General features: G+C 71.1%; 18 protein-coding genes, 1 tRNA gene and 1 pseudogene. 9 read left to right on the forward strand and 11 right to left on the reverse strand.

Annotation, left to right across the window (positions count from 1 at the left end):
• Window positions 1-212 precede the first annotated feature (212 nt).
• The 4 genes and pseudogenes from ACFV18_RS16825 to ACFV18_RS16840 form a co-directional block, all read right to left on the reverse strand.
• Window positions 213-288, reverse strand: a tRNA-His gene (locus tag ACFV18_RS16825).
• A 114-nt stretch (window positions 289-402) separates the two neighbouring features.
• A complete protein-coding gene (orn, locus tag ACFV18_RS16830) occupies window positions 403-1,005 on the reverse strand; it encodes an oligoribonuclease (RefSeq protein WP_380483757.1) in 603 nt (200 codons plus the stop codon).
• A gap of 727 nt (window positions 1,006-1,732) precedes the next feature.
• A pseudogene (locus ACFV18_RS16835) lies at window positions 1,733-2,735 on the reverse strand (helix-turn-helix domain-containing protein); the annotation flags it as partial.
• 1,204 nt (window positions 2,736-3,939) lie between these two features.
• Window positions 3,940-4,908: an HAD family hydrolase gene (locus ACFV18_RS16840; protein WP_380483758.1), complete on the reverse strand. Its 969-nt coding sequence runs from the start codon at window positions 4,906-4,908 to the stop codon at window positions 3,940-3,942.
• Between the two features lie 1,108 nt (window positions 4,909-6,016).
• Here ACFV18_RS16840 and ACFV18_RS16845 point away from each other — a divergent pair.
• From ACFV18_RS16845 to ACFV18_RS16855, 3 genes are all read left to right on the forward strand, one after another.
• Window positions 6,017-6,526 (forward strand): universal stress protein, encoded by a 510-nt coding sequence (locus ACFV18_RS16845; protein ID WP_380483760.1) that lies wholly within the window; start codon window positions 6,017-6,019, stop codon window positions 6,524-6,526.
• A gap of 511 nt (window positions 6,527-7,037) precedes the next feature.
• Window positions 7,038-7,445: a hypothetical protein gene (locus ACFV18_RS16850; protein ID WP_380483762.1), complete on the forward strand. Its 408-nt coding sequence runs from the start codon at window positions 7,038-7,040 to the stop codon at window positions 7,443-7,445.
• Between the two features lie 1,361 nt (window positions 7,446-8,806).
• A complete protein-coding gene (locus ACFV18_RS16855) occupies window positions 8,807-8,995 on the forward strand; it encodes a hypothetical protein (RefSeq protein ID WP_380483763.1) in 189 nt (62 codons plus the stop codon).
• A 225-nt stretch (window positions 8,996-9,220) separates the two neighbouring features.
• On the opposite strand, the gene ACFV18_RS16860 is transcribed toward ACFV18_RS16855, so the two are convergent.
• From ACFV18_RS16860 to ACFV18_RS16880, 5 genes are all read right to left on the reverse strand, one after another.
• Window positions 9,221-9,568 carry a hypothetical protein gene (locus ACFV18_RS16860; RefSeq protein WP_380483765.1) on the reverse strand — a complete coding sequence of 116 codons (348 nt, stop codon included), beginning with the start codon at window positions 9,566-9,568 and terminating at the stop codon, window positions 9,221-9,223.
• A 133-nt stretch (window positions 9,569-9,701) separates the two neighbouring features.
• On the reverse strand, window positions 9,702-10,892 hold the full coding sequence (locus ACFV18_RS16865; protein ID WP_380483767.1) for an acyl-CoA dehydrogenase family protein: 1,191 nt from the start codon (window positions 10,890-10,892) through the stop codon (window positions 9,702-9,704).
• 58 nt (window positions 10,893-10,950) lie between these two features.
• A complete protein-coding gene (locus tag ACFV18_RS16870) occupies window positions 10,951-11,946 on the reverse strand; it encodes a hydroxymethylglutaryl-CoA lyase (RefSeq protein WP_380483769.1) in 996 nt (331 codons plus the stop codon).
• Entirely contained in the window at window positions 11,943-14,192 is a 2,250-nt protein-coding gene (locus tag ACFV18_RS16875) for an acetyl/propionyl/methylcrotonyl-CoA carboxylase subunit alpha (protein ID WP_380483771.1), read from the reverse strand. The genes ACFV18_RS16870 and ACFV18_RS16875 overlap by 4 nt, the downstream gene beginning before the upstream one ends.
• 94 nt (window positions 14,193-14,286) lie before the next feature.
• Window positions 14,287-16,002, reverse strand: coding sequence for a carboxyl transferase domain-containing protein (locus ACFV18_RS16880; protein WP_380483773.1), 1,716 nt, complete (start codon window positions 16,000-16,002; stop codon window positions 14,287-14,289).
• A 130-nt stretch (window positions 16,003-16,132) separates the two neighbouring features.
• On the opposite strand from ACFV18_RS16880, the gene ACFV18_RS16885 reads away from it, so the two are divergent.
• Together ACFV18_RS16885 and ACFV18_RS16890 are read left to right on the forward strand one after the other, a co-directional pair.
• Window positions 16,133-16,795, forward strand: coding sequence for a TetR/AcrR family transcriptional regulator (locus ACFV18_RS16885; RefSeq protein ID WP_380483775.1), 663 nt, complete (start codon window positions 16,133-16,135; stop codon window positions 16,793-16,795).
• 222 nt (window positions 16,796-17,017) lie between these two features.
• Window positions 17,018-20,728, forward strand: coding sequence for an ABC transporter ATP-binding protein (locus tag ACFV18_RS16890; protein WP_380483776.1), 3,711 nt, complete (start codon window positions 17,018-17,020; stop codon window positions 20,726-20,728).
• Between the two features lie 72 nt (window positions 20,729-20,800).
• On the opposite strand, the gene ACFV18_RS16895 is transcribed toward ACFV18_RS16890, so the two are convergent.
• Window positions 20,801-21,745 carry an ATP-grasp domain-containing protein gene (locus ACFV18_RS16895; RefSeq protein ID WP_380483778.1) on the reverse strand — a complete coding sequence of 315 codons (945 nt, stop codon included), beginning with the start codon at window positions 21,743-21,745 and terminating at the stop codon, window positions 20,801-20,803.
• A gap of 239 nt (window positions 21,746-21,984) precedes the next feature.
• Between ACFV18_RS16895 and ACFV18_RS16900 the strand changes: the two genes are divergently transcribed.
• Window positions 21,985-22,434: an NUDIX hydrolase gene (locus tag ACFV18_RS16900; RefSeq protein ID WP_380483780.1), complete on the forward strand. Its 450-nt coding sequence runs from the start codon at window positions 21,985-21,987 to the stop codon at window positions 22,432-22,434.
• Between the two features lie 119 nt (window positions 22,435-22,553).
• Here the strand turns inward: ACFV18_RS16900 and ACFV18_RS16905 are convergent, their stop codons facing one another.
• Window positions 22,554-22,997 carry a hypothetical protein gene (locus tag ACFV18_RS16905; protein ID WP_380483782.1) on the reverse strand — a complete coding sequence of 148 codons (444 nt, stop codon included), beginning with the start codon at window positions 22,995-22,997 and terminating at the stop codon, window positions 22,554-22,556.
• 692 nt (window positions 22,998-23,689) lie between these two features.
• On the opposite strand from ACFV18_RS16905, the gene trpS reads away from it, so the two are divergent.
• From trpS to ACFV18_RS16920, 3 genes are all read left to right on the forward strand, one after another.
• The gene (gene trpS / locus ACFV18_RS16910; protein WP_380483783.1) at window positions 23,690-24,754 is read left to right on the forward strand and encodes a tryptophan--tRNA ligase; all 1,065 of its coding nucleotides are present in this window, start codon (window positions 23,690-23,692) and stop codon (window positions 24,752-24,754) included.
• A gap of 211 nt (window positions 24,755-24,965) precedes the next feature.
• Entirely contained in the window at window positions 24,966-25,898 is a 933-nt protein-coding gene (locus tag ACFV18_RS16915) for an LD-carboxypeptidase (RefSeq protein WP_380483785.1), read from the forward strand.
• Window positions 25,899-25,909: 11 nt separating this feature from the next.
• Entirely contained in the window at window positions 25,910-26,644 is a 735-nt protein-coding gene (locus ACFV18_RS16920) for a nucleoside/nucleotide kinase family protein (protein ID WP_380483787.1), read from the forward strand.
• Window positions 26,645-26,822: the final 178 nt, after the last annotated feature.

Raw genomic sequence — 26,822 nt, forward strand, 5'->3', positions numbered from 1 at the left:
CGGGCCGATGCGCCGCTGATGCCCTGTCAGGTGTGTGTCCGTCCGGCCGGGCCGGGCCAGTGGGGATTCGGGCCCAGCGGGCCGACGGCCGCAGTGGACCGGCTGACGACCGGTGCGGGCCGGCCGACGATCGGTACGGGCCAGCCGGGGGCCGGTGTTGGCACATGCAAGAAGGGCCCTGGCCAATTCCCTTGGCCAGAGCCCTTCTTCGATGGGGTGAGCGACGGGACTCGAACCCGCGACCACCTGGACCACAACCAGGTGCTCTACCAACTGAGCTACGCCCACCATCTGTCCGGCGCTTTCCCGCTTTCGCGTTCCCGCTCCGACAGGAAGAACTCTACAGGATGCTGAGCAGTGCTTGCGCCACGGTTTCCCGGAGCGCCCGGACCCGAGCCCTGGTCAGGTGGTGGGCACCTGGTGGCGGGCGGCGATCTCCCGGGCGGTGTCGCCGTCCGGACCGGGCTGCGGGACGAACACCGCCTCGCGGTAGTACCGGAGTTCGGCGATCGACTCGCGGATGTCCGCCAGCGCGCGGTGGCTGCCGCCCTTCTGCGGGCTGTTGTAGTAGGCGCGGGGGTACCAGCGGCGGGCCAGTTCCTTGATCGAGGAGACGTCCACTATCCGGTAGTGCAGGTGCCCCTCCAGCTCCGGCATGTCCCGGGACAGGAAGCCGCGGTCGGTGGCCACCGAGTTGCCGCACAGCGGCGTCTTGCCGGCCTCCGGCACGTGCTCGCGGATGTACGCCAGCACCCGCTCCTGGGCCTCGGCCATGGTCAGGCCGTCCGCGAGCTCGTCGAGCAGGCCCGAGGCGGTGTGCATCTCCCGCACCACCTCGGGCATGTTCTCCAGCGCCTCGGCGGGCGGGCGGATGATCACATCCACACCCTCGCCGAGCACGTTCAGCTCGGAGTCGGTCACCAGGGCGGCGACCTCGATCAGGGCGTCCCGATCGAGGTCGAGGCCGGTCATCTCACAGTCGATCCATACCAAGCGGTCATTCACGCCCCTCAGCCTACGGCGCGGTCGCGCGCCCCCGACACCGCACGCGCGCCGTCCGGACCGAAGTCCGCCGTCCCGCGCGCCCCGCGCTCCGGCCCGGTCTCCGGACGGTGTGCCAGCCGCTGACCGCGGGCGCTCGGCTGCTGGCCGTCCGGGTCCTCCGCGATCGCATGCTCCACGGGCCGGTCCTTTCGCTCCGCACCGTCGAGCGGATTGGCACGGTCGGAACGGTCGGCCGGGGACGAGCCGCGACCTCCCGGGTATGCCGCGCTCGGCCGCACCGGTTGGCCGGGCGACGGCTGCGCGTGCGCATGCGCGGGCGGGGGGCCCTGATGGGCACTCGGGTACGGGACGCCCGGCTGCCCGCCCAGCTGCGCCGTACCCGCGCCACCGGCGGGGCGGGCGGCGTACCGCGGGTCGCCCGGACGCTCGTTCAGCCGCGAACCCAGCACCCCCGCCGGCGGACCCGCCTGCGGCGGCACCAGCGGCCGCTGCCGAGGCCGCCCCGCCGCACCGGCAGGACCACCCAGGCCCGGACCGCCGAGGCCGGAACCGCCCACGCCCGGGCCGTTCACCCCGGCCGCGCCCTGACCGTGCGCCATCCCGAGGTTCCCGGACGGACCCTGGCCGTGCTGGCCGTGCCCGCCCGGACCCGCCCCGCCCGGCCCATTGCCCAGCGCACCCGCCGCGCGCTCGGCCGGAACACCCGCCGAGGGCACCGTCGAGCTGCCGGCCGCCGGACGCCGGGCCCGGAAGGTGGTCCGGTACGCGGCCGGGGAGACACCCAGCTGGCGGCGGAAGTGACCGCGCAGCGCCACCGGGGAACGGAAGCCGCAGCGACGGGCGACGTCGTCCACCGACAGGTCGGAGGTCTCCAGCAGCCGCTGCGCCTGCAGCACCCGCTGGGTGATCAGCCACTGCAGCGGGGCGCTGCCGGTGAGCGTGCGGAACCGGCGGTCGAAGGTGCGCCGCGACATGTAGGCGCGGGCCGCCAGGACCTCGACGTCGAACTGCTGGTTGAGGTTCTCCAACGCCCAGGTGACCACCTCGGCCAGCGGGTCGTTGCCGATCTCCTCAGGTAAAGACTGATCGATGTACTGGGCCTGACCTCCGCCACCGCGCCGGTTGGGCACCACCAGCCTGCGGGCGAGCGCGTTGGCGGCCTCCGCGCCGTGGTCGCTGCGGACCACGTGCAGACAGAGGTCGATGCCGGCCGCGGTGCCGGCGGAGGTCAGCACATCGCCGTCGTCCACGAACAGTTCGCGCGGATCGACGTGGACCCGCGGGTAGCGCTTGGCCAGCGTCGGCGCGTACATCCAGTGGGTGGTCGCCGGGCGCCCGTCGAGCAGCCCCGCGGCTGCCAGGACGAAGGCGCCGGTGCAGAGGCCGATGATCCGGGCCCCCTCGTGGTGCGCCTTGCGCAGGGCGGCGATGGCCTCGACCGGCGGAGGCTGCGAGATCGAACGCCAGGCGGGCACCACGATGGTGCCGGCCCGGGACAGCGCCTCCAGCCCGTACGGTGCGGTGAGGGTCAGTCCGCCGGTGGTGGTCAGCGGCCCCTCCTCGCCGGCGCACACCAACAGCCGGTAGCGGGGGACTCCGGCGTCCTGGCGGTCCACGCCGAACACCGACAGCGGGATCGAACTCTCGAAGATCGGCGCCCCACTGAACAGCAGCACCGCGACGGTCTCACGCCGACGCCGCCCGGCAAGCTTGCGCGGAGCGCCCAGCACGCCCGGGCCGGTGGCGGCGAGTGCGTCGGACCCGGAGCCGGATCCCGAACTGCCCCCCACGGACGAGGGATTGGACGGGCCGGCGGCGAGGCTGCCGTGACCGGCGAGCGGGGCGGCAGGCTGCTGGACCGGAGCCGAGGTGTACTGATTCGAAGTCAGCGCACCACAGCTGCCCTGGGGTTGATGGCCGTTCGAACCACCAGCGAGTGAACCGGGAGCCGTACCACCGAACTTGCCGAGTCTCGCTCCGCCACCGGGAAGGACCGACGGCTGGCGGCCGCCTTCAGGACCCGCGTCGCTCCTGCTCACCCTGCTCAAGGCGCTCCAGCCCCCTCGGTGGTGTGGTGGTCTCGGCTGCCGCTCTGCGAGCCAAGATCGAATCTACTTGGTGGACCGTTGCTGTTGTGACAAGTTCACCATCCGACGCTATGTCGACATGGCAATTTGGCGTGAAGCATTCGATCACGAAGCGTGGCACCCGTCGACCCCGCTGTGAAGGGGGCGCGGACAACCGTGGCTGGTTGTCGCACGACCTGTTCATGATTCACCCGCCGCCGACACACCTGTCGGCCGCTGTGTGCTGCGGCTTTGCCCGAACAGCGGGCCGGGCCCGCAAGTTGGCCGAAAACGTACGGTTCAAATCGGGGGCGTGAACCTACTCCCCACGCGCCACAGCGCACACCTGAGCCAAGATCCCCGCGCCCCGTCAGCCCCCCGGCCCAACCCGAATCGGCCACCTCCGACCGCCTCCCACCTCACACTCCGTCACTTCGTACCCCCCATTTCCCTCCCATCACTCCAGCCCCATGGGCCCCACCCGCCCCACCACCGCCATCGGCCGGCCAACCCCTCCGGCGCCACATGCCGTCGGGGCGTGCGCCGCACATTCGTCCGAATCCAACCCCCTTGCAGGGAGGGCCGCTTGCGCCCTTGGGTTGCCCTGCCGGGCGCTCTCGCGACTGCGTGCTGTGCGGGCTCAACTTGCTTGCCGGGCGGGCGGGTTGACCGCTCGCGAGAAGCGGGGCCAGCCGCGTGCGCTGCCGCTCTTCCGCGCGGCTGGTCTCCGCGCGGCTGGTCTCTGTGCGGCCGGTTTCTGCGTGGCTGGCCTCTGCGCTGCCGCTCTTCCGTGCGGCTGGTCTCTGCGCGGCCGAGTCGGGTGGGCAACTCGACCTCGGTGGACGGGAGTTCGGGATCCCTCAGGAGCTCATCCGGCGGCCGCTGAGGTGTCGCTCCAGTGGCCCTGGACCGAGGACTGGGCCTGAGGCTGGGCCCGCTCCTGGGCGATGGACGGCCGGACGGATGGTGTGACGGTGGAGGCGGCCGGGCCAAGAGGTGTCAGCGGCACTGCCCGGGTGAACGATGCGGGCTGGGCGGCAGGCGCGGTCGGCCCGCTCGGGGCGGGGGAGGGGGCCAGTCGGGAGGCCGGGACGGCGATACGGGTCCGGGGCGGCCGCTTGCGGCCGGGCGTCCCGGTGGCGAAGTTCCGTGCGGCGGTGGGGCGTTCGTCCGTGCCGAGGACCAGGCGCACCGCCTCCGGAAGGTCCGGTGCGCTGACGGTCGGACGGTAGCCGCGCTCGGCCCACGGGCGGCCGTGGTGCAGCCAGACACTGCGGAGCCCGGTGGCCTCCGCCCCGGCGATGTCGGACGGACCGTAGTCACCGACCATCCAGGTCTGGGCGGTCCAGTCCCCCGCCGGGCGGAACCCGCAGCGCCGGGCCGCGATTTCGAAGATCAGCGGATCAGGTTTGACGCAGCGGGCCTCCTCCGAGATGACCCAGCCGTCCACCAGGGCGGCGAGCCCGGTGAGTCGGATCTTCTCCAACTGCGGCAGCGTCCCGCCGTTGCTGACGATCCCCAGCGTCCACCCTGCCTCGCGGGCCGCTCGTAACACACTCGAATGCGAATCCGGGCAGCTGATATGGGAGTTGATACCGCGGCGATAATGCCCGAGCATCGACTCGACCGAGCGATCGATGCCGTAGCGGCGCTTTGCCGCGCCCAGTACGGTGCTGCGCGGCACATAACCACTGCCGTCGAGCATGACCAACCAGTCGAGGTCACCGGCGGGCAGGCCGTTCTCGGCGAGGAAGTCCTCCGCCCAGGCCCGGAACGCGGCATCCCTGGGCAGCAAGGTGTTGTCGAGGTCGAGCAGCAGCAGCGGCATGTCGAGCATGCTGCCAGCGGGCGCCCCATATGCAGGTGGCAATTGCCAAAGGCGAATTGAATTCCCACGAATTGGCCGAATCCGGCCGCTACGGTCCCAACTCGGGTCATGATCGCCCGAATCCCCCTTCTGCGCCCCCCAACTGCCTTGCGCGGCCCATGTTGACCATTCACCTGCACCGTCCACGGGCAGGCGCGATCTCTGGCGATGACAGTCGGATCACGTTGTGTGCCTGCCCTGTTGCGCGTACGGCGGCTCGTCGGTCAAGCTCCATGGAACTCGCCGCAGAAGGGGCGCGCACGCCGGCGTGTGATTCCCCCACAAGCGGGAACCTGGTCGTACCGAGGGCTTCGCCGCTGGGTGCGGCCCAATCCGCGCCGTACTCTGAAAGGCACAGGTCGCCAACGGTGGTAGTCGTTTCCGAACGGTCCGCCACCGCGGTCGTGCCTCCCCCCGGGCCAGGGCGGTCCGCCGCCGTGTCCCCCTGTGCAGGCCCATCCCGGTTGAAGAGTTTTGAGCCATGGCTGGTCGAGAGCCTTCCCGTTCTGCCCACGGCAGTTCGCGGGACGACAGGTCCGCTGCCGAGCTCCTCGGCACCCCGCCGGGAGCCGACCCGGCGCGCCGCCCCAACACCGACGCCACCGTTGACGAAGGCAGCCGCCGAGCCGGCGACGCTGACGCCGCTGGGCGCGGTGGTACCGACGTGCGCGGTCGCGGTGCGGCCGATGGGCGCGGCCGCGGTGGCACCGACGTGCGCGGTCGCGGTGCGGCCGATGGGCGCGGGCGCGGTGGCACCGACGTGCGCGGTCGCGGTGCGGCCGATGGACGCGGCCGCGGTGGCACCGACGTACGCGGGCGAAGTGAGGCCGATGGGCGCAGCATCGCCGAGGACGTGCCCGAGCGTTCTGACCGGACGGGCGCCGCTGGCCCCTCCGTCCCTTCTGGCTGGACGAGTTGGGCGGCTTCACGGGGGCGTGCGGGCGTGTTCGGACGCCCCGCCCGCCGACGGCGTCCGGACCGGCCGGGGCCCGACGAGCCAAGGCACCCGACCCCTGCCACTCCCGGCTCGGCGGCTGATCCCGCCGCCGCCCCACGATCCGGTACTGCGGAGGACGCGATGACCGACAGTTCCCGTCCGACCGTCGGCCGCCGTGATGGTGAAGGCGAACCGCAGCTCCAGGAACACGGCTCCCGTGCCTGCGACCCGCAGTTCCAACACGGCGTGGTGGTCGGCTTCGACGGCTCGCTCTCCAGCGAACGCGCCCTGGCCTACGCCGTCGGCATGGCCCGCCGCTCCCAGTGCGGCCTGGTGATCGTCCACGTCGCCAACCGTCTTCCCGCCACCGTCTGGGCCGGCTGCGAACCGCCGGTCTTCGTGGACCTCCCCGACCAGCGCACCGAGATCCTCGGCCTCGAACTCGCCTGCGCCGACTTCCTCTCCGGCGTCCCCTGGATCCTGGTTGAACGGGGTGGGGACATCTGCCACGAGATCGAGGAGGTCGGCCGCGAGTACGCCGCGGATGCCATCGTGGTCGGCAGTACCCACGGGCTGCTCGGGAAGATCTTCGGCTCGGTCTCCGGCCGCCTCGCCCGCCGCGCGAACCGCCCGGTCATCGTCATCCCCTGACCGACCCGACTTGCTCCGTTTCCGCCCTGCCCTGCCCTGCCCGCGCGGCCGCCCGCCCGGGCCCGTCGCATCTTGGCCGCGCCCTCTGATCTTTCGCCCCGCACCTGTCGGCGCCGCTGTCGGATCATGGCCGGATGCGGGTGGGAGGAACCGGCCACCTGGGGTTCGGGAAGGCTCGCGGCGCGGGGGCGCCCGGCAGCCGGATACAGCCGAATGGATCGTTCCGGCGTCGGGGTGTGCGTCACATCGGTTATCGGGCCGGGGTGTGGTGAACCATTCGCAGGCGACCAGTCGTCATATCTTCTTACTGGCTGTGGAGTGGCGCGGCCACAGCCACGACTCGCCGTCACATGTCCCCGGTAATCGGAGCTGCCCTCCTGGTGCCGGCCGTCCTCGGGGCCTGGACCTCGGGCCCCGGCACCACCTGAGGCGGGGAGGTCGCGTGACACCCTGATGCTCAGCATCAGCACCAACACCAGTACCGACCTCGGCGTGCGGCTCCGCGCCTGAGATGGCCACCCGGACCTACCGCCTCACCAACCACGCCGAGTACCAGCTCGCCGACCTCGTGCTGAGCGACTCCCAACTGCCGGGTGGCCAAGCCCAATGCGATGCCGGCCGAAGCATCCCGCCGGGCGGCAGCCTCGACTGCACCGCCTCGTTCACGGCCACCGGCGGATCCCAGATCGTTCAGGTCACCGCCACTGCCGAGGCCGTCGCCGAGGCCCCCGGCCGACTGCCGCAGGCCCACGCCGATGCAACCGCCGGCTACCTGGGCATCACCGCCGGTCTTGTTCTCACCCGGGTGGGAGTGCCCAGCGGCACCGGCCTGTCCCACCGGTCCGTGCCGGAGGCGGCGCCGACCGTGCTGGAGGGGTGCCGACCATGGGTACCCGCCATGCCTCGCCGAGAGCGCTGACCACGGTCGGCGGGACCGTTGACCTCCGGTACCGCCTGGAGACGTTCGGCGATGTTCCGATCACCGACATCTCCGTGGTCGAGGGCTGCCCGGCATGGGAGCAGTGAGCTGTTCGGGCCCCGACGGCGGCCGCACCCTCGCCCCCGGGGGGCGTCGACTGTCAGGCCTCCGGAACCGCCCTCCTGGGCCACCAGACAGGCACGGCGCACGCCCAGGGTCTGGCGGACGACGCGACCGTCGGACCGGACGGCAAGCTCCAAGCACCACGCCAGGTCTCCGCCGACGCGGCCGGAGCGTACGACGGGCTCAGTGCCACCCCGTCGGCCGCGGAACCGGCACCCACCACACCTGGCGGAGCAACAGTCCCAGGCGCCGGCGTGACCACAGGTACGGGCACTGGCACTGGGACCGGGAACGGCCACTGGTACGGGAGCAGGCGTCGGCACTGCCACCGGTACGGGGGCAGGGGCAGGAGCCGCTGCGGGCTCGGCCGGCGTTCCTGGCGCTGCCGTTCCTTGCGCTGCCGTTCCCGGTGCCGGAGGCGTCGGCGCGGCTGCTGGAGTGGCGGCGGCTCCGGCGGGGCTACTTCCTGTGCCCGTTCTGGGTGCAGGGGCTGCTGCTGCGGCTGCGCCCGGTCAGCAACCCCTCGCGACCCCGGGCCAGCCCGCAGCAGCGGCCCCTGCGGGCCAGGTGCTGTCGCCGTTCCTGCCCGGGACAGCACCAGCACTGCTGCCCGGTGGGACGGCCTTCGCGCTTCCGGCCTCGCCCTTTGCGGTGCCGGGTACTGTCGGCGCCGCAACTGGCCTTGGCGGAAGCCGGGTTGGGGTCGGTGCGGCCAACCCGGGGCGAGGGCTTGGCGAGTGGTGGGGCGGCACTCGGTCCGGTCTCGGGCGCGACTGCCGGACGGAGTGAGGGGACAGCCTCCGGGCCGAACCAGGGTGCGCTTACGGGCGCGAGCCCCGGATCGAAAGCGTCGGCCGGCGGGCAAATCGCCTGGCGGGCAGATGCAGGCCGAGCCCGGGAACGAGGACTGGACGCCTCAGGGGGGGGAGGGCAACCCGTGGGACACCGAGGTGATGATGCTGCCGTTGGCGATCCTCCTTCCTGTGCTGTGTGTGTTGGCGGCAGCGTTCTCCGCGCGGGGGTGGTGGCGACGGTGAGCGCGCACGGAGAGATGATCCGACCGGCCGGTGGCGGGACCGTGACCGATCTGGTGATGTCCGGGGTTGTCGATGGCGCAACTGTTGTCGAGTCAAGGAACGGTGCACAGCAGACGGCCGCGCTTGCCGTCCGGCCGTCTGCGACCGTCCACGGCGGCCGGATCGGCGCGGTGCAGGGGGCCAGGGTGGCGGGAACGGACGGTGGCGATGCTGATCGTCGCGATTGCCGCCGTGTCGGGTGCGGCGCTCGCGCTGGTGATCGGCCTGCTGTCGGGGCAGACCAGGCGGGCGCGGGAGGGGTCCACGACACCGCAGGCGCTGTCCTTCGCCGGGGCGGCGATCCTCGGCTTCTTCGCGCTCTTCCTGGGCTTCAGCATCGCCGGCACCTGACACCAGCTCAACTCGGCCCGCCAGCACACCTACGAGGAGTCGCGGGCTCTCGCGAGGCCTACTGGAACGCCGGCGTTCTGCCGGCCGCTGACCGGGCGCTGGTGCGGGACGGGCTACGGAACTACACCAGGGTGGTGATCGACGACGAGTGGAAGGCGATGCAGCACGACACCGGCAAAGCCAGGTCGCCTGGCAGGCGGTCGACGAGGTGCGGGCCGCAGTCGATCACGCCACGGTGCAGACCGCGGCGGCAACGAGCGCGTGGACCGATGTGCTGCGCAGCCTGTCCGAGGTCAACGCCATGCGGAACGCGCGACTGGGTGATATTCGTGCGTCCGTGCCGGTGGTGGCGATCGGCTGCCTTCTGGTGGGCGCGGTGTTGGTCCTGGCCACGCCGCCGGTGATCGGCCTGATGGCCAACACGCGCAATCTGATGCTGATGTGTTTCGTGGGAGCCTCCGTGGCGTTCGGGGTGAGCATGGTGGCGGTGATGAGCGGGCCGTTCTCCGGCGCGGTGCGGATCCAGCCGACCGCTTTCCAACTGGCGTTGGAGCGCTTCGACCAGATCGACACCGACGCCAGGACGTCGGCTCTGCCGCCGTTTCAACCTTGGCCGGCGGACCGACCTGCGGGTGGACCAGGACGCGGCGGGTCCGGACGCTCCTGCAGGTGTTGGGCCGTCAACAGGGTTGTTTCAGTACGGGGTTCAGGAGTTCACGCCGAGCTCGCGCGCGATCAGCATGCGCTGGACCTCCGAGGTGCCCTCGCCGATCTCAAGGATCTTGCAGTCGCGCCAGAACCTGGCGACCGGGTACTCGTTCATGAAGCCGTAGCCACCGTGGATCTGGGTCGCCTCGCGAGCGTTGTCGACCGCAGCCTCGGAGGCGTACAGCTTGGCAATGGCTGCCTCCTTCTTGAAGGGCTCGGAGTGCAGCAGCCGGGAGGCGGCGTCCCGCCAGGCCAGGCGGGAGGTGTGCGCGCGCATCTCCATGTCGGCGAGCTTGAACTGGATGACCTGGTTGGCGCCGATCGGCCGGCCGAAGGCGCGGCGGGTACTGGCGTAGGACAGTGACTGGTCGACGCACCCCTGGGCCAGGCCGGTGGCCAGGGCCGCGATGGCGATGCGGCCCTCGTCGAGGATGCGAAGGAACTGGGCGTAACCGCGGCCCTGGCGACCGAGCAGGTTGGCCGCAGGAACTCGGCAGTCGGTGAAGGACAGTTCGCGGGTGTCGGAGGCGTTCCACCCGACCTTCGAGTACTTCTTCGACACCTGGAACCCGGGAGTTCCAGTGGGGACGATAATGGAGGAGATTTCCCTCGTGGGCGAGTTATTTACGCCCTCATCACTCGAATGTGCGATCGGTTCGGTCAGTGCGGTGACGGTCACCAGCCCGGTGATATCGGTTCCGGAGTTGGTGATGAAGCACTTGCTGCCGTTGATCACCCACTCGTCGGTGGCCGCGTCGTAGCGCGCGGTGGTGCGCGTAGCACCGGCGTCAGTGCCGCCCTCGGGCTCGGTCAGGCCGAATGCGCCGAGCATCTGGCCGGACGTCAACTTCGGCAGCCACTCGCGCTTCTGCTCTTCGGTGCCAAAGAGGTGAATCGGCATGGCGCCGAGCGAGACCGCCGCTTCCAAGGTGATCGCCACCGAGGAATCGACCCGGGCCAGTTCCTCCAGGGCCAGGCAGAGCGCGAAGTAGTCACCGCCCATGCCGCCGTACTCCTCGGGGAAGGGCAGCCCGAACAGGCCCATTCGCCCCATTTCCCGAATAATTTCGTACGGGAATTCATTCTGCTCGTAGTATTCGCCGATCTTCGGCGCAACCACGTCGTTGGCGAACTCCGCGACGGTGCGGCGAAGTTCTTCGTAGTCACTGCTCAGCCGGTGGTCGAGCACGGGTGATCCTCCCGGGATCGAGGCCTGGTGGGCCGGGTGGGGGTTGTGGAATCGGATGTCAGGCCGTGGGCCCGAGCAGGGCGCGGACGGTCCGCGAGGGGCTGGGGCGGCCGAGTTGACGCGCCATCCAGCCGCTGGTGTCGGCGAGCGCCGCCAGGTCGACGCCGGTCTCGATGCCCAGGCCGTGCAGCATCCAGACCAGGTCCTCGGTCGCCAGGTTGCCGGTCGCGCTCTTGGCGTACGGGCAGCCGCCGAGGCCACCGGCGGAGGCGTCCACCACCGTCACGCCGGAGCGGAGCGCGGCCAGCGTGTTGGCCAGTGCCTGCCCATAGGTGTCGTGGAAGTGCACCGCGACCTGGCCGATCGGTACGCCGGAACGAGTGAACTCGTCGATCAGTGCCTTGACCTGGCCGGGCGTCGCGACGCCGATGGTGTCGCCGAGGCTCAGCTCGGCGCAGCCCATCTCCAGCAGCGTCAGGCCGTGCCGGACCACCTGGGGGATCGGGACGGGCCCCTCCCACGGGTCGCCGAAGCACATCGACAGGTAGCCACGCACTGGGACGCCCGCCGCCGTGGCACGTTCGACCACGGGCCGGAACATGGCCATCGCCTCGTCCGCAGAGCGGTTGAGGTTGCGTCGGGCGAACGTCTCGGTGGCGCTGGCGAACACCGCGACCTCGCCGACGTGGTGGGCCAGCGCCCGATCCAGCCCGCGCTCGTTGGGCACCAGGACGGGCAGGCGCAGGCCCGGATGCCTCGCGGACAGATCGGCCAGCCGCGGCATCAGCTCCTCGGCATCGGCCAGCTGCGGCACCCATTTGGGGTGGACGAAGCTGGTGGCTTCGACAGTGCGCAGTCCGGCGGCGGCGAGCCGGGCGATGAACTCCGCCTTGACCTCGACGTGGACGAGGCTGCTCTCGTTCTGCAGCCCGTCGCGCGCACCGACCTCGTGGATCCGTACTCGGGCGGGCAGATCGGGGTCGCGCACAGGATCCGGCAGGCCGAGTTCCAGCACGGTCGGCTCGGGGGTGGCCCGGTCGGGAGCGGTGGTCATCCTGCAGCCTCCTGCAGTTTCGCGGTGGGGCCGGGTTCCGCTCCGGCGTTGGCGTCCATTCCGGTGCTGCCTCCGGCTGCCGCCCCGATCCCGATGGCGGCGGCTTCCTCGTCGTCGGGGGCGACCGCCACCAAGGGCTCGTCCATCGCGACGGTCGCACCGGCGGTGACCCGCAGGTCCTCGACGGTGCCGTCATGCGGCGCGGAGATGACGTGTTCCATTTTCATGGCCTCCAGCACCAGCAATGCCTGTCCGCGGCGGACCCGCTCGCCGGCCTCGACCTTCACCACGGTGACGGTGCCGGGCATCGGAGCGGTGAGGGTGCCGTGGTGGGCGGTGCCGGCGGCGGCGCGCTCGGCGATTGCATCGAACGGGTGAACGGGCCAGGCGTCTCCGTCGGCGCCGAGCCAGTGCGTGATGCCACCCGCGGTGCGTTCCTCGGCGACTGTGAAAGTGGCCTGCAGGCCGTCAACCGCAAGGCGGAGCAGGCTTCCGTCCCGGGTCGCTCGAGCCTTCCGGGTCGGTCCCTCGTCGAGCCGGATCTCCCACTCGGGAGTGGTTGCGGCGGAAAAACCGATAGCGCTCTCGAATTCACCACTGGTAGTCATTCGGCAACGCACGGCAACCGGTTCGTGGCCGGCAAGCCGGAGTCGGTGCGTGGTCCATGCGGCCTCGCCGCCAAGTCGCCACCCCGAAGGGAGGGAGAAGGGATCGGTCCAGCCGTCGGAGGCGTCGGCGTGACCGAGTTCGAGCTGTCGCACCAGTGCGGCGGCGAAGTAGAGCAGGTCGATCGTTTCGGGTCGGGTGTACGGAGAGCTCAGCTGGGAGGGGTCCTGCTGGGCGCTGCGTTCCACCAGGCCGGTGTCGAGCCGACCTGCCGCCACCTCGGGCTGAGCCAGCAGCCGGCGCAGGTAGCCGGTGTTGGTGGTGACGCCCAGGATGCGGGTCTCGGCAAGTGCGGCCCGCAGCCGACGGATCGCGGTGGGACGGTCGGGCCCGTACGCGATCACCTTGGCGAGCATCGGGTCGTACAAGCTGCCGATCCGGTCGCCGGGTGCGATTCCGGAGTCCACCCGGATGCCCTCGCCCGAGGGCTCGTCCAGCAGCAGGACCTCACCGCCGGTGGGCAGGAAGTCCCGTTCCGGGTCCTCGGCACAGATGCGGGCCTCGATCGCGTGGCCCAGGAAGGAGATGTCGGACTGTGTGAAGGACAGATTCTCGCCCGCAGCGATGCGCAGCTGCCATTCGACCAGGTCGAGCCGCTGCGGGCCATCGGGGCCGTTGACCGAGACGGCCAGTTCTGTGACGGGGTGTTCCACCTGGAGGCGGGTGTTCATCTCCATGAAGAAGAAGTCGAGGACGTCGTCCGTGCCGGGCCCTGCGGGGTCCCCGCCGGGAACGATGAACTCGACCGTGCCGGCGCCGGTGTAACCACAGGCTTCGGCGGCACGCACCGCGGCCGCACCCATCGCGGCCCGGGTCGGGGCGTTCAACAGGACGGAAGGAGCCTCTTCGATGAGTTTCTGATGGCGGCGCTGAAGACTGCACTCGCGCTCGCCGAGGTGCACGGTCCGGCCGTGGGTGTCGGCCAGGACCTGCACCTCGATGTGGCGCGGCTGGTCCACCCAGCGCTCCAGCAGCAGGGTGTCGTCGCCGAACGCGGTGCGGGCCACCCGGCGGGCGGCGGCGAGCTCGGCGGGCAGCTCGGCCGGGTCGCGGACCAGGCGCATGCCCTTGCCACCGCCGCCGGCCGAAGGCTTGAGCAGCACCGGGTAGCCGATCCGGGCCGCCGCCTCGATCAGCTGCTCGTCGCTGGGCGCGCCGTCCTCGCTGCCGGGGACGACTGGCACCCCGGCGGCCCGAACGGCCTCTTTGGCGTTGATCTTGTCGCCCATCAGCTCCACCGCAGCCGGCGGCGGGCCGATGAAGACCAGCCCGGCCTGCGTGCAGGCCTCGGCGAACGCGGGGTTCTCGGCGAGGAACCCGTAGCCGGGGTGGACGGCCTGCGCGCCGGTACGGCGGGCGGCGTCGAGGATCAGGTCGGTGCGCAGGTAGGTCTCGGCGGCCGAGCTGTCGCTCCGGTCGGCGGGCCCGAGCCGGACCGCCAAGTCGGCGGCCCGGACGTGCGGGGCGTCCGCGTCCGCGTCGCTGTGCACGGCGACCGAGCGCACGCCCAGCCGTCGCAAGGTGCGGATCACCCGCAGCGCGATCTCGCCGCGGTTGGCGACGAGCACGGTGTCGAACATGGAGGTGTGCCTCCGTTACGAGAAGAACGGGTGAGCGAATTGACGATGCATCAGAAGTGGTGACCGGTCCGTGGCTCGGCCCTCCGGCGGGGCGTCACATTCGGAAGACCCCGAACGGGCGGGGTTCGGCGAGCGGGGCGTTGGCGCAGGCGGTGAGCGCCAGACCGAGCACGGTACGGGTCTGCATGGGATCGATCACGCCGTCGTCCCACAGCCGTGCGGTGGCGTAGTAGGCGTTGCCCTGCCGCTCGTACTGCTCGCGGACCGGGCGCTTGAACTCGTCCTCGGCCTCGGCCGACCAGTCCTCGCCCCGGGCCTCGAACTGGTCGCGTCGGACGGTGGCGAGGACGGAGGCCGCCTGCTCCCCACCCATCACGGAGATCTTCGCGTTCGGCCACATCCACAGGAAGCGAGGTGAGTAGGCCCGGCCGCACATCGAATAGTTGCCCGCGCCGTACGAACCGCCGATCACCACGGTCAGCTTCGGTACCCGGGTGCAGGCCACCGCGGTGACCATCTTGGCGCCGTGCTTGGCGATGCCTCCGGCCTCGTACTGGCGACCCACCATGAAGCCGGTGATGTTCTGCAGGAAGAGGAGGGGGATGCCCCGCTGGTCGCACAACTCGATGAAATGTGCGCCCTTGAGCGCGGACTCGGCGAACAGCACACCGTTGTTGGCGACGATGCCGACCGGGTGCCCATGAATGTGGGCGAACCCCGTCACCAGGGTGGTGCCGTACTCCGCCTTGAATTCGGCGAAGCGGCTGCCGTCGACCAGCCGGGCGATCACCTCGCGTACGTCATAAGGGGTGCGCGGGTCCACCGGCACCGCGCCGTAGAGGCCGGCCGGGTCGACCACGGGCGGCTCGACCGGGGCGAGCGGCCAGGGCTTTGCGGGGCGCGGGCCCAGCCCGGCCACGATGGTGCGGACGATGGAGAGCGCGTGCGCGTCGTCCTCGGCCAAGTGGTCCGTCACGCCGGAGGTCCGCGAGTGCAGGTCGCCGCCGCCGAGTTCTTCGGCGGTCACCACCTCTCCGGTGGCGGCCTTCACCAGCGGCGGGCCGGCGAGGAAGATGGTGCCCTGGTTGCGGACGATCACTGCCTGGTCGCTCATCGCCGGAACGTAGGCGCCGCCCGCGGTGCACGAGCCGAGCACCGCCGCGATCTGCGGGATCCCGGCGGCGGACAGGCGCGCCTGGTTGTAGAAGATCCGGCCGAAGTGGTCGCGGTCGGGGAACACTTCGTCCTGCATCGGCAGGAAGGCACCGCCCGAGTCCACCAGGTAGACGCAGGGCAGCCTGTTCTCCAGGGCCACCTCCTGCGCGCGCAGGTGCTTCTTCACTGTCATCGGGTAGTAGGTGCCGCCCTTGACCGTGGCGTCGTTCGCCACCACCAGGACCTCGCGCCCGGCGACCCGGCCGATGCCGGCCACGACACCGGCGGCGGGGGCGGCTCCGTCGTACAGGCCGTCGGCCGCCAGTGGGGCCAGCTCCAGGAAGGGCGAGCCGGGGTCGAGCAGGGTGTCCACCCGGTCTCGAGGCAGCAGCTTGCCGCGGGCGGTGTGCTTGGCGCGCGCCTTCTCGCCGCCGCCGAGCGCCGCCGCCGCGAGCTTGTCGCGCAGCTCGGCAACCAGCTCCCGGTGGGCCTGCGCGTTGGCGAGTCCGGCGGGTGATGCCGGATCGACCGCGCTCTCCAGTCGGGGCGCCGGTGCGGCGGCCGCGCCGAACAGCGGTACCGGCGGCGTCGATGCGGCAGCGTTTCGCGGCGAAGCCGGAGACCACGATGAGGTCGGTGCCGAAGAGGGGACCATCCCACGAGCTCCCTTGCCCTCGGATTCGGATCCGGGCAGGCCGAAGGGCGAGCCGGCCAGCCCGTGTTAATGAGCGTTAACTCTGCCGTCAGGTTAACCAGCGATAACCCGACTGTCTACGATGGGCAGCATGCCCAACCGCCCCGCCGCCCCTGCGCTCCCACGCCGTGACCAGATCCGGAAGGAGGCCGCCAGGCTGTTCGCCGCCCGCGGTTTCCTCGGCGTCGGCGTGGACGAGATCGGCAAGGCGGTCGGCATCAGCGGACCTGGCCTGTACCGGCACTTCGCCGGCAAGGACGCGATGCTCGCCGACCTCCTGGTCGGCATCAGCGAGCGCTTGCTGGAGGAGGGCCGCCGCCGGGTCGGCGCGGCCGCCGGGCCGCAGGCCGCGCTGGACTCCCTGATCGACGGTCACATCGACTTCGCGCTGGACGACCGCGACCTGATCATCCTGCACGACCGTGAACTGCTCCACCTCAAGGAGGAGGACCGCCGCCGGGTCCGCCGGCTGCAGCGCGGGTACGTCGAGCTGTGGGTCACCGTGGTGCGCGAGGCCTTCGGCGCGCTGGCCGTCGCCGAGGCGGAACCGACCGCCCGTGCCGCCGTGCACGCGGTCTTCGGTCTGCTGAACTCCACCCCGCACAGCGCTGCGCCGCAGGCCACTCCCGCGGACCTCGCCGCCGAGCGGACCGGCCTGACCCGGGAAGCGATGGCGGCGCTGCTGCGCGCGCTGGCCCAGGGTGCGTTCGTGGCGGCCTCCGCAGCGATTGTTGAGTCGAGTTCGGCCGCCTGACCTGCAGGTTTCAGGCAAGCCCGATGCTCGGGCTGAAGCTGGCTGCACCCCCGCCTAGGACGATCGGACGACCCGAAAGAAGCCGATCGTTGGAGGCGCACCCCCGCGTGCCGTGGGCAGTCTGTAGACGGGAAGGAAGCGCGGCCCCGGGTCGTTCAGCCTCCTATGCGCCCGTCGAATCCGATGGACGCTCAATCGGCCGAATGGTTAGCATCACTAAATATGCCCGAGACTCATGGTTTCCCAGAGCAAGGCTGGCTCCGCCGGCTCGGTGGCTACTGCTGGCGCTACCGTCGCAACCTGTTGCTGTCCTTCGGGGCGTCGCTCGCCGGTATGGCGATCACCGCGATCGTCCCGCTCATCACCAAGCTGATCATCGACGACGTGATCACCACGCACCGCCGCCCGCTCATGCCCTGGGCGGTACTGCTGCTGGTCGCGGCCGCCGCGGTGTTCCTGTGCACGCAGGTCCGGCGTTACTACGGTGGGCAGCTCGCGCTGGACGTCCAGCACGACATGCGCGCCGACCTGTTCCGTTCGCTGACCAGGTTCGACGGGCACCGCCAGGACCGGCTGGACACTGGCCAGGTGGTCGGCCGCGCCACTTCTGATCTGCAACTGGTCAACGGCCTGCTCTCGATGATTCCGATGATGACGGGCTACGCCCTGATGTTCGGCATGTCGATGGTGGTCATGCTCTGGCTGTCGTTGCCGCTCACCTTGATCGCGCTGGTGATGGTCCCGGCCCTGTGGTGGCTGTCCACACTCAGCCGCAAGCGCCTCTTCCCCGCCACCTGGGCCGCCCAGCAGCAGGCCGCCGAGGTCGCCGGCGTGGTGGATGCCGCGGTCGGCGGCGTCCGGGTCGTCAAGGGCTTCGGCCAGGAGGCCCAGGAGCGCGGCAAGCTGGAGCGGGTCTCGCGGGAGCTGTTCGCGGCCCGGCTCCGGTCGATCCGGTTGAACGCCCGCTATACCCCGGCCATGCAGGCGGTCCCCGCACTCGGGCAGGTTGCGGTGCTCGCCATCGGCGGCTGGCTGGCTGTCCAGGGCGATGTCACCCTCGGCACCTTCGTCGCCTTCTCCACCTACCTGGCACAGATGACCGGCCCGGTCCGGATGCTTGCGGTGGTGATCACCGTCGCCCAGCAGACCCGTGCCGGTGTCGAACGAGTCCTGCAGCTGATCGACCAGCGCCCGCTGGTCGCCGAGACCCCGGACGCCCGGCCCCTCGACCCGGACGCGGCCCCGGTCGGCACACCCGCGTTGGAGCTCGATCGGATCGGCTTCCACTACCGGGCCGAGGAACATCCTGAGCCGGGCAGCGTCCCCGAGGGCGTTCCGGTGCTGGACGGCCTCAGCCTGCGGATCGCGCCGGGGGAGACCCTGGCCCTGGTCGGCGCGTCCGGCTCCGGCAAGTCGACCGTTGCCCAACTGGTGCCCCGCTTCTACGACCCCACCTCAGGCACCGTCCGACTGTTCGGGCAGGACGTGCGCGAAGCCACCCTCGATTCGGTGCGCGCTGCCATCGGCATCGTGCCCGAGGAGAGCTTCCTGTTCTCCGAGACGGTCCGCACCAACATCGCCTACGGCCACCCCGAGGCCACTGAGGAACAGATCCTCGCCGCCGCCCGGATCGCCCAGGCCGACGATTTCATCCAGGAACTCCCCGAGGGCTACGACACCAAGGTCGGCGAGCAGGGCCTCACCCTCTCCGGCGGCCAGCGTCAGCGCATCGCCCTGGCCCGTGCCGTGCTCACCGACCCGCGCATCCTGCTGCTCGACGACGCCACCTCCGCGGTCGATCCGCAGATCGAGGCGGAGATCCACGATGCGTTGAACAGTGTGATGGCGGGGCGCACCACCCTGCTGATCGCGCACCGCCGCTCCACTCTGCAACTCGCCGACCGCATCGCCGTCCTGGAAGCCGGCCGGCTGATCGACATCGGTACCCACGAGGAGCTCACCTCCCGCTGTCCGCGCTACCGGTCGCTGATCACCGACCCGGACGCACTGGCCGCCCCTGCCACCGAGTCCGTGCAGGACGCGGAACCCGCACCGAATGCGAACACCCAGGCGGTCGCCGCGAAGCCCGCCGTCGACGCCGAGCTGCTCGCCAAGGTCGCCGCCCTGCCACCCGCGACCGACACCCCCGACCTCCCGGTCGAGCAGGCCGAGACCGCTGACCCCAGGTTCAACCTGGCCCGGCTGCTCGCCCCGTTCCGCCGTCCCCTGCTGCTCGCGCTGCTGCTGGTCGCGCTGGACACCGCCGCCGGCCTGGCCCTGCCGGTGCTGATCCGCCACGGCATCGACGACGGCGTCAGCAAGGCCGCCATCGGCGGCGTCGCGGTCGCCGCCCTGCTGGCGCTCGCCGTCGTCCTGCTCGACTGGCTGGTGCAGGCTACCGAGAGCAAGGTCTCCGGGCGGACCGGCGAACGCGTCCTCTACACGCTGCGGCTGAAGATCTTCGCCCACCTCAACCGGCTCGGCCTCGACTACTACGAGCGCGAGTTGACCGGTCGGATCATGACCCGCATGACGACGGACGTGGACTCCATCTCCTCGTTCCTGCAGACCGGCGTGGTCACCGCCGTGGTCAGCGTGTTCACCTTCTTCGGCATCTTCGTGGCCCTTGTCGTGATCGACCCGGGCCTCGCCCTGGTCGTTCTTGCCGTGCTGCCGCCGCTGATCATCGCCACCCTGGTGTTCCGCAAGAAGTCCGCCCAGCAGTACCAGATCTCCCGCGATCTGATCAGCACCGTGAACGCCGATCTGCAGGAGAACGTCGCCGGCATGCGGATCGTCCAGGCGTTCCGCCGCCAGGACGCCAACATCGACCGGTTCGTCGAGCGCGGCCTCGCCTACCGGCACGCCCGGGCCAAGGCCCAGCTGTACATCTCGCTGTACTTCCCGTTCGTGCAGTTCCTGTCCAGCGTTGCTTCCGCCCTGGTCCTGATCGCGGGCGCTTCCCGGGTCGACGACGGCACTCTGACCATCGGCGCCCTGGTCGCGTACCTGCTGTACATCGACCTGTTCTTCGCCCCGGTCAACCAGCTCTCGCAGATCTTCGACGGCTACCAGCAGGCCGCCGTCGGCCTCGGCCGGATCCGCGAACTGTTGCGCACCCCCACCAGCACGCCCCAGGCCGAACAGCCTGTTCCGGTCGGGGCACTGCGCGGTGAGATCGCCTTCGAGAATGTCAGCTTCGCCTACAACGGCGGGGGCGAGGGCAACGCCGAGGTGCTCACCGGGATCGACCTGCACATACCCGCCGGCCAGACCGTCGCGTTGGTGGGCGAGACCGGCGCGGGCAAGTCCACCCTGGTCAAACTGGTCGCCCGGTTCTACGACGCCACCGCCGGCACCGTTCGGGTCGACGGCACCGACCTGACCGCCTACGACCTGGAGGGCTACCGGCACCGGCTCGGCGTTGTCCCGCAGGAGGCTTACCTGTTCGCCGGGACGGTCCGCGACGCCATCGCCTACGGCCGCCCCGGGGCGAGTGACGCCGAAGTCGAAGCCGCGGCCAAGGCGGTCGGAGCGCACGACATGATCACCCGGCTTGCCGGGGGCTACCAGCACACCGTCGCCGCCCGCGGCCGAAACCTTTCAGCCGGTCAGCGCCAGCTCATCGCCCTCGCCCGGGCCGAGCTGGTCAACCCCGACATCCTGCTCCTCGATGAGGCCACCGCCGCCCTCGACCTTGCCACCGAAGCAGCCGTCAACAACGCTGCCGACCAGCTCAGTGGCGGACGCACCACCCTGGTCATCGCCCACCGGCTCACCACCGCCGAACGCGCTGACCGGATCGTCGTCCTCGACCACGGGCGAATAGTGGAGGACGGTACCCACGCCGAACTGCTCGACCGCGACGGTACTTACGCCAAGCTGTGGAACGCCTTCATCGCGGAGGGACACCCCGCCCCGGTACCTGGCTGATCACCCCGGACAGCCCCCGGGCCCGGCACACCGCCAGGCCCGGGGAACCGTCCGGAACCGAAGCCGGCCTCCTCAGGCCCGCGCAGACTCCGCGGCACCCAGCAGAGCCCGGAACAGCACTGTGGCATCCACCCCGGACGGCAGCTCGCTGACCTGACCGTCCCCGACCTCCACCACCCGCCATCCGCCATCGGCACCGTCCCGGCCGCCTGTGTTCTCCTCGGCGACGTCCCTGCTGCCCACGGCCCGTCGCGCCAGGTCGGTGGTGACGAAGCGGCACCCCAACTCCCGTACCAGCGGGCGGACGGCGGACAGGTCGGGCTCGACCCGGCTCGCCGGGCAGTCGGGGTGCGGCCCGATCAACACCGGCTCACCGTCCAGCCACCAGACCCGCGCCTCCTCCGAGCGGCCGTCTGCCATCCGCGCGAAGGATTCGAAGCGGCGAAGCACCAACCCGCCAGCGAGGAACTCGCCCTGCAACTCGGCGAACCGCGCCGCCACGCTCGCCAGAGCACCAAGATCGGCCAACTCCGGCACGTAACAGGCCTCGTGCCATTCGTGCTTACGGGACTTGACGTAGTCCTTCACGATCGCGGGGCCGCGCCCGCCGAGGGCGGAAGCAGCCGAGGCCAGGGCGGGACGGTCCCAGGAGGTGCCGGGCAGCCAGGTGCTGGCGGGTGTGACGGGTTCGAAAGTCCGGTACCAGCCGGGCAGTTCATGCGCGGTGGCGTACTCGTCCGGCCCGGTCAGCAGCGCGCAGCCGCGGTCGGCGAGGACGTCGGCCAGCTCGGCGTACCGGGCGACGGGAATCATCCAGCCCCGGTACCAGAGCGGTCCCGAACCGACGGGAACGCGTCGGACGGCGGCCTCGGCGTCCCCGGCCAACAGGGCGTCGTGGTCGAGCAACGCCGAACTGCCGCCGGCGGCCCGGATCAGCCCGGCCTCCCAGGCGAAGTGCGGGTCCGTCCGACGCGGCAGGAGCGGGTCCGAGGGAAGGATGACGATGGGGTCGGCCATGGGGCTCAGATTAGGTCCACCGATCGGTTGAGGCGCCCTCCTTGACCCGGCGTTGACCAGGCACTCTGCTCCACGCGCTGGTGCAGCGCCCGCCGCCGTGGCCGAAAATTCGATCGACAGTCCGTCAGTTGCGCTGACAGGCTTTCCGTGTGCGATGGATCACAGGACGTCAGAAGCCCAAGGGCGAACGGCTACCCCGTCGAGCGGCGCGAACGGTGGTGCTCTCGCCGGAGGGTGAGGTGTTCCTGTTCCGATCGGACAACTCCGAAATCGGGGTGCACTGGAACGCTCCGGGCGGTGGCCTGGAGGCAGACGAAACGCCCGCCGAAGGAGCGCTCCGCGAGCTGGGCGAGGAAACCGGCTGGACCGACCTCCGGCCCGGTGAACTCCTCTGCACGTGGGAGCACGACTTCACCTGGCACGGCACACCCGTCCGCCAGCACGAACACATATTCCTGAGTCACGGCCCGCGACGTGAGCCCGGAGATGTGGCGGCGGTCCACCGCGCCGACGGCATCCTCGGGTGGCGTTGGTGGACGCCCTCCGAGCTGGCGGCGCCGGACGCCGATCCGCTCTGGCCACCGAACCTGTCGGCCCTGCTCGCCGGACTCCGTACCGCGGAACCCGGTCCGATCGTTCCCGTTCATCTCGGCTACGTGCCCAACACCACCACGACCCACAGCAGCTGACCGAATGGCTTGCGAGCCGCAACACCTCGGCCGCACCGAGCTCCGGCAGCCCGTGGAGAGGAGTCGCCCCCGAAGCATCGCATCCGCACCCGCACCCAGCTGACGCCGATCGAGCCCGATCAGCGGACCTGGCGCCGACCCCTCCGGCGTCCACGAGCCGCCGGGACCTCGGCCTGCCAGTCGCGCAGCCCCAGTTCACGGTCGTGCACCGCCTCCGGGTTGATCACCACCGACAGGAGGGCGGACCGCAACTCCTCCGGGCTCATCCCGGTCGAGCGCTGCAACTGCTCGGTGGGAACCGACACCGCGATGGCCGACCGCCACTCCGGCAGCACCACCTGGCAGGTCCCGGAGCCGAACCGCAGCAACTGGGCGGACACCCGGCGCTCCGCGACCTGGGCCACGCCGGGGCCGGCACTGTCGAGCAGCCCGGGCGACCCGCCGATCAGCACGCCCATCGGCACACCCACCGGGGCAACCGGCACGCTCTCCATCGAGGAGGCGCCCGGCCCGTTCATCACCGCGTCGCCGAACGGCGCCGACGTGGGCGGAACGGCCCGCACCTGTCTCAGCCGCCGCGAAGGCGTCGGCCGCCGTGGTGGCCGCACCCGCCCCGCCACCACGCCTCCGCCCCAGACCCCCGACGACCAGCCGAGAGACCCAGGAGTGCCCATAGCCTCACCCGCGACCAAACCCTCCGTGCCCGCCGCCCCGAGACCACCGGCCTCCCGCGCAGGTCCGGGAACCGTCGGCAGCCCTGTGCGAGCCCCGTCGTGGCCGTCCGGCATTCTGTGACCGTCCGCGTCGGTGTCCGCGCATCCGCCCGGGTCCGACCCGGACGGTGCCGAGCCGTATCCCGAACCGGGGCCCGCCGAATTCGCGCTCGCCGCAACGCGGTTGGCATCCGCGTCCGGCCGGTTCGGCGCGTTCTGGTCGAGCGAGGTCATGGCTGCAACCCTCCGATATTCGGCTCGCCCGATCCTGCACCACCAGTGCGCGCCGGGCCAAGGGACGTGTCTGCACAGCCTGGCGGTTCCCTCCCGCCCTGCCGGAAATCTGCTCGCCGGCCGTCGCGCCGCGTTAGGGTGAGCGCATGTCTCTTACGTCATGCCTGCGTTGGTGGCCGTCCTAGGACGGCCGATCCCCTTGCATGACTCCAGGGCCGTCCGTACGGGCGGCCCCGGCGCGATCATCTCCGACGGAAACGGGCCCACCCGGCGGGCGGTCAAAACCGCAACCGAGGAGAACTCCCGCCATGACCGCCGTCCCCGTCATGACCGCCATGACCGCCATCGCGGACACCAAGCCCGGCACCGCGAACCCACTGATCGCCCCCACCGCCGAAGGCCACCGCCGCATCCTGACCGGCGACCGCCCGACCGGGCCGCTGCACCTCGGCCACTACTTCGGCACGCTTCGCAACAGGGTCCAACTCCAGTCCCAGGGGCTGGAGTTGATGATCGTGATCGCCGACTACCAGGTGATCACCGATCGGGATCGGGCCGACCGGATCGCCGAGCACGCCGAGAACCTGGTCCTCGACTACCTGGCCGCCGGGGTCGACCCGGACCGGACCACGATCTTCACCCACAGCGCCGTCCCCGCCCTCAACCAGCTGATGCTGCCCTTCCTCAGTCTGATCAGCGTCGCCGAACTCTCCCGCAACCCCACCGTCAAGGACGAGATCGCCCACTCCCGGCAGGCCGCCGTCAGCGGACTGATGTTCACGTACCCCGTCCACCAGGCCGCCGACCTGTTGTTCTGCAAGGCGGACCTGGTCCCGGTCGGTCAGGATCAACTGCCGCACCTGGAAACCACCCGCACCATCGCCCGCCGCTTCAACGACCGCTACACCCCGCTGTTCCCCGAGCCGCAGGCGCTGCTGTCCGAGGCCCCGCTGCTTCTCGGCACCGACGCAGGCAAGATGAGCAAGAGCCGGGGCAACGCCATCACTCTCGGCGCCGACGAGGACGAGACCGCCCGACTGCTGCGCGGCGCGGTCACCGACAACGACCGGCACATCAGCTACGACCCCGAGACCCGTCCCGGCGTCTCCAACCTGGTGCTGCTGATCGCCCTCTGCCAGGACCGCGACCCGCACGCCGTCGCCGAGGAGATCGGTTCCGGCGGCGCCGTCCGGCTCAAGCGCACCGCCACCGAGGCGGTCAACGAACACCTCCGCCCCCTGCGCACCCGTCGCGCCGAGCTGGCCGGCGACCGCGCCCTGCTGCGCGAAGTCCTGCACACAGGCAACGCCCAGGCCAACGCCATCGCCGACCGCACCCTCACCGAAGTCCGCACCGCGATGGGCACCTTCTGACCCGCCTCGCGGTCGGTGTGCGGGCCGTCCACCGGGAACGGCCCGCACACCACGCCCGCCGGGGCCGCGCCCCAGTGGATCGGCAGTAACCGCACCAGGGTGGAGAGTTCACGACCGGGGGATACCGTCAGCAGGCAGACCACCCGCCGGCCCACGCGCCGTGCCCCGAGCCCCGCGCCCACCGGCGCCCCACACCCGAAGGAGGCTCCTGATGCCGCTGCGCCCGCTCCGCCCAGGTGACCGCATCGCCCTCGTCGCCCCCAGCGGTGCGGTCGTCGACCCCGACCGGCTCGCCATCGGGTCGGACATCGTCCGCTCCTGGGGCCTGGAAGTGGTCGTCCTCCCGCACGTCCACGACACCCACCCCACCCTGCCGCACCTCGCCGGCACCGACGCCCACCGCGCCGCCGACCTGCAAGCCGCTTGGCTCGACCCCGACATTGCCGCCGTTCTCTGCGTGCGCGGCGGCTTCGGGGTCCACCGGATGGTCGACCTCCTCGACTGGGACGCGATGCGCGCTGTCCCACCCAAACCCCTGATCGGGTTCAGCGACATCACCGTCCTGCACGAGGCCGTCGCGCAGCAGCTCGGCGTTCCCACCCTTTACGGCCCGATGCCCGGTGTCGGCGTCTTCAGCACCGACGCTCCGACCGCCGAACACCTCCGCCGCACCCTGTTCGAACCCGCCACCACGACCGTCCTCACCGGACCCGCCGCCGAGACCCTCGTACCCGGCCGCGCCCACGGCGTCCTGATGGGCGGCTGCGCCTCGCTGCTCGCCGCCGACCGCGGCACTTCAGGCGCCCGCCCGTCCTTCGCGGGCGGCCTGCTCATCCTGGAAGACACCAACGAGCAGCCCTACCAACTCGACCGCATCCTCACCCAGCTGCGACGCAGCGGAGCCCTGGGCGGAGTGGCAGGCGTGGTCCTCGGCTCCTGGGACCTCTGCGGACCGCCCGACGGCGTACGCGCCGTGATGCTCGACCACTTCGGCGACCTCGGAATCCCAGTGGTCTGGGAGCTCGGCTTCGGACACGGACCGTCCTCCATCACCGTCCCGCTCGGAGTACCCGCCACGCTGGACGCCGACGCCGCCACGCTCACACTCGACGCGCCCGTTCTCATCGCCCCTGTTGATGCGTAGGGTTGCGGGCCATGCACGTCGAAGGCATTCCCGCCGCAGGCACCTTCACCACCGCACCGGCCGAGGACCGGACTTCGGACCCCACGGCGGCGGCAGTGGTCCGCGCGCTCGGTCTGCTCCGCGGCCCCGGCAGCGGAACCGGCCGAGTACTCCTCGGCCTGGCCGGACCACCCGCAGCCGGAAAGTCCACCCTCGCCCGCCTGCTGATCGACGAGATCAACCGCCACGAGGGCCCCGACACCGCCGCCTACCTCCCGCTGGACGGCTTCCACCTCTCCAATGCCCAGCTCGACCGCCTCGACCTGCGCTCCCGCAAGGGCGCCCCCGAGACCTTCGACGCCCTCGGCTACCTCGCCCTCGTACAGCGCGTCGCCGCCGATCGCTTCCGCGACATCTACGCCCCCGACTTCGACCGCACGCTGGACGAACCCGTCGCCGCCCGCCACCTGATCCGCCCCTGCACCCGCCTGGTCGTGACCGAAGGCAACTACCTCGCGTCCCCCGTCACCCCGTGGACGAACGCCCGGGCCCTGCTGCGCGAGCTCTGGTACGTCGACGCGGACCGCACCGCCCGGGACACCCGCCTTCTCGCCCGCCACACCGCCGGCGGCCAGGACCCCTCCACCGCGCGCCACCGGATCGACACCAACGACCAGCCCAACGCCGCATACGTGGAGACGGCCCGGTCGGTCTGCGACTGGGTGGTCCGTACCGACGCGTTTGCACCTGCCCACCGATCGGCGTAGTGTTGTCTAGTCGCTCGGCAGGGAGCACCGGACACGCGTCTGTGTGGACGGTCCCGGGGCGGCCAATCCTTGAGAACCATTCGGTTGATCCGTGACGGGTCGCGTCCTTTCGCGTCTCCGTTCGTATTTGCTGTGCGCGTTTTCGGAGATTGCGGCGGATTCGCTTTTCGGAGCGGGG

The sequence above is a fragment of the Kitasatospora sp. NPDC059673 genome (genome assembly GCF_042734215.1).
GTDB lineage: Bacteria > Actinomycetota > Actinomycetes > Streptomycetales > Streptomycetaceae > Kitasatospora.

Bases quoted from the DNA above. Each gene is read 5' to 3' on its own strand.
- ACFV18_RS16840 (WP_380483758.1), bottom strand. From the start codon at position 4,908: ATGCTCGACATGCCGCTGCTGCTGCTCGACCTCGACAACACCTTGCTG.
- ACFV18_RS16845 (WP_380483760.1), top strand. From the start codon at position 6,017: ATGACCGACAGTTCCCGTCCGACCGTCGGCCGCCGTGATGGTGAAGGC.
- ACFV18_RS16850 (WP_380483762.1), top strand. From the start codon at position 7,038: ATGGCCACCCGGACCTACCGCCTCACCAACCACGCCGAGTACCAGCTC.
- ACFV18_RS16870 (WP_380483769.1), bottom strand. From the start codon at position 11,946: ATGACCACCGCTCCCGACCGGGCCACCCCCGAGCCGACCGTGCTGGAA.
- ACFV18_RS16875 (WP_380483771.1), bottom strand. From the start codon at position 14,192: ATGTTCGACACCGTGCTCGTCGCCAACCGCGGCGAGATCGCGCTGCGG.
- ACFV18_RS16880 (WP_380483773.1), bottom strand. From the start codon at position 16,002: ATGGTCCCCTCTTCGGCACCGACCTCATCGTGGTCTCCGGCTTCGCCG.
- ACFV18_RS16885 (WP_380483775.1), top strand. From the start codon at position 16,133: ATGCCCAACCGCCCCGCCGCCCCTGCGCTCCCACGCCGTGACCAGATC.
- ACFV18_RS16890 (WP_380483776.1), top strand. From the start codon at position 17,018: ATGCCCGAGACTCATGGTTTCCCAGAGCAAGGCTGGCTCCGCCGGCTC.
- ACFV18_RS16895 (WP_380483778.1), bottom strand. From the start codon at position 21,745: ATGGCCGACCCCATCGTCATCCTTCCCTCGGACCCGCTCCTGCCGCGT.
- trpS (WP_380483783.1), top strand. From the start codon at position 23,690: ATGACCGCCGTCCCCGTCATGACCGCCATGACCGCCATCGCGGACACC.
- ACFV18_RS16915 (WP_380483785.1), top strand. From the start codon at position 24,966: ATGCCGCTGCGCCCGCTCCGCCCAGGTGACCGCATCGCCCTCGTCGCC.
- ACFV18_RS16920 (WP_380483787.1), top strand. From the start codon at position 25,910: ATGCACGTCGAAGGCATTCCCGCCGCAGGCACCTTCACCACCGCACCG.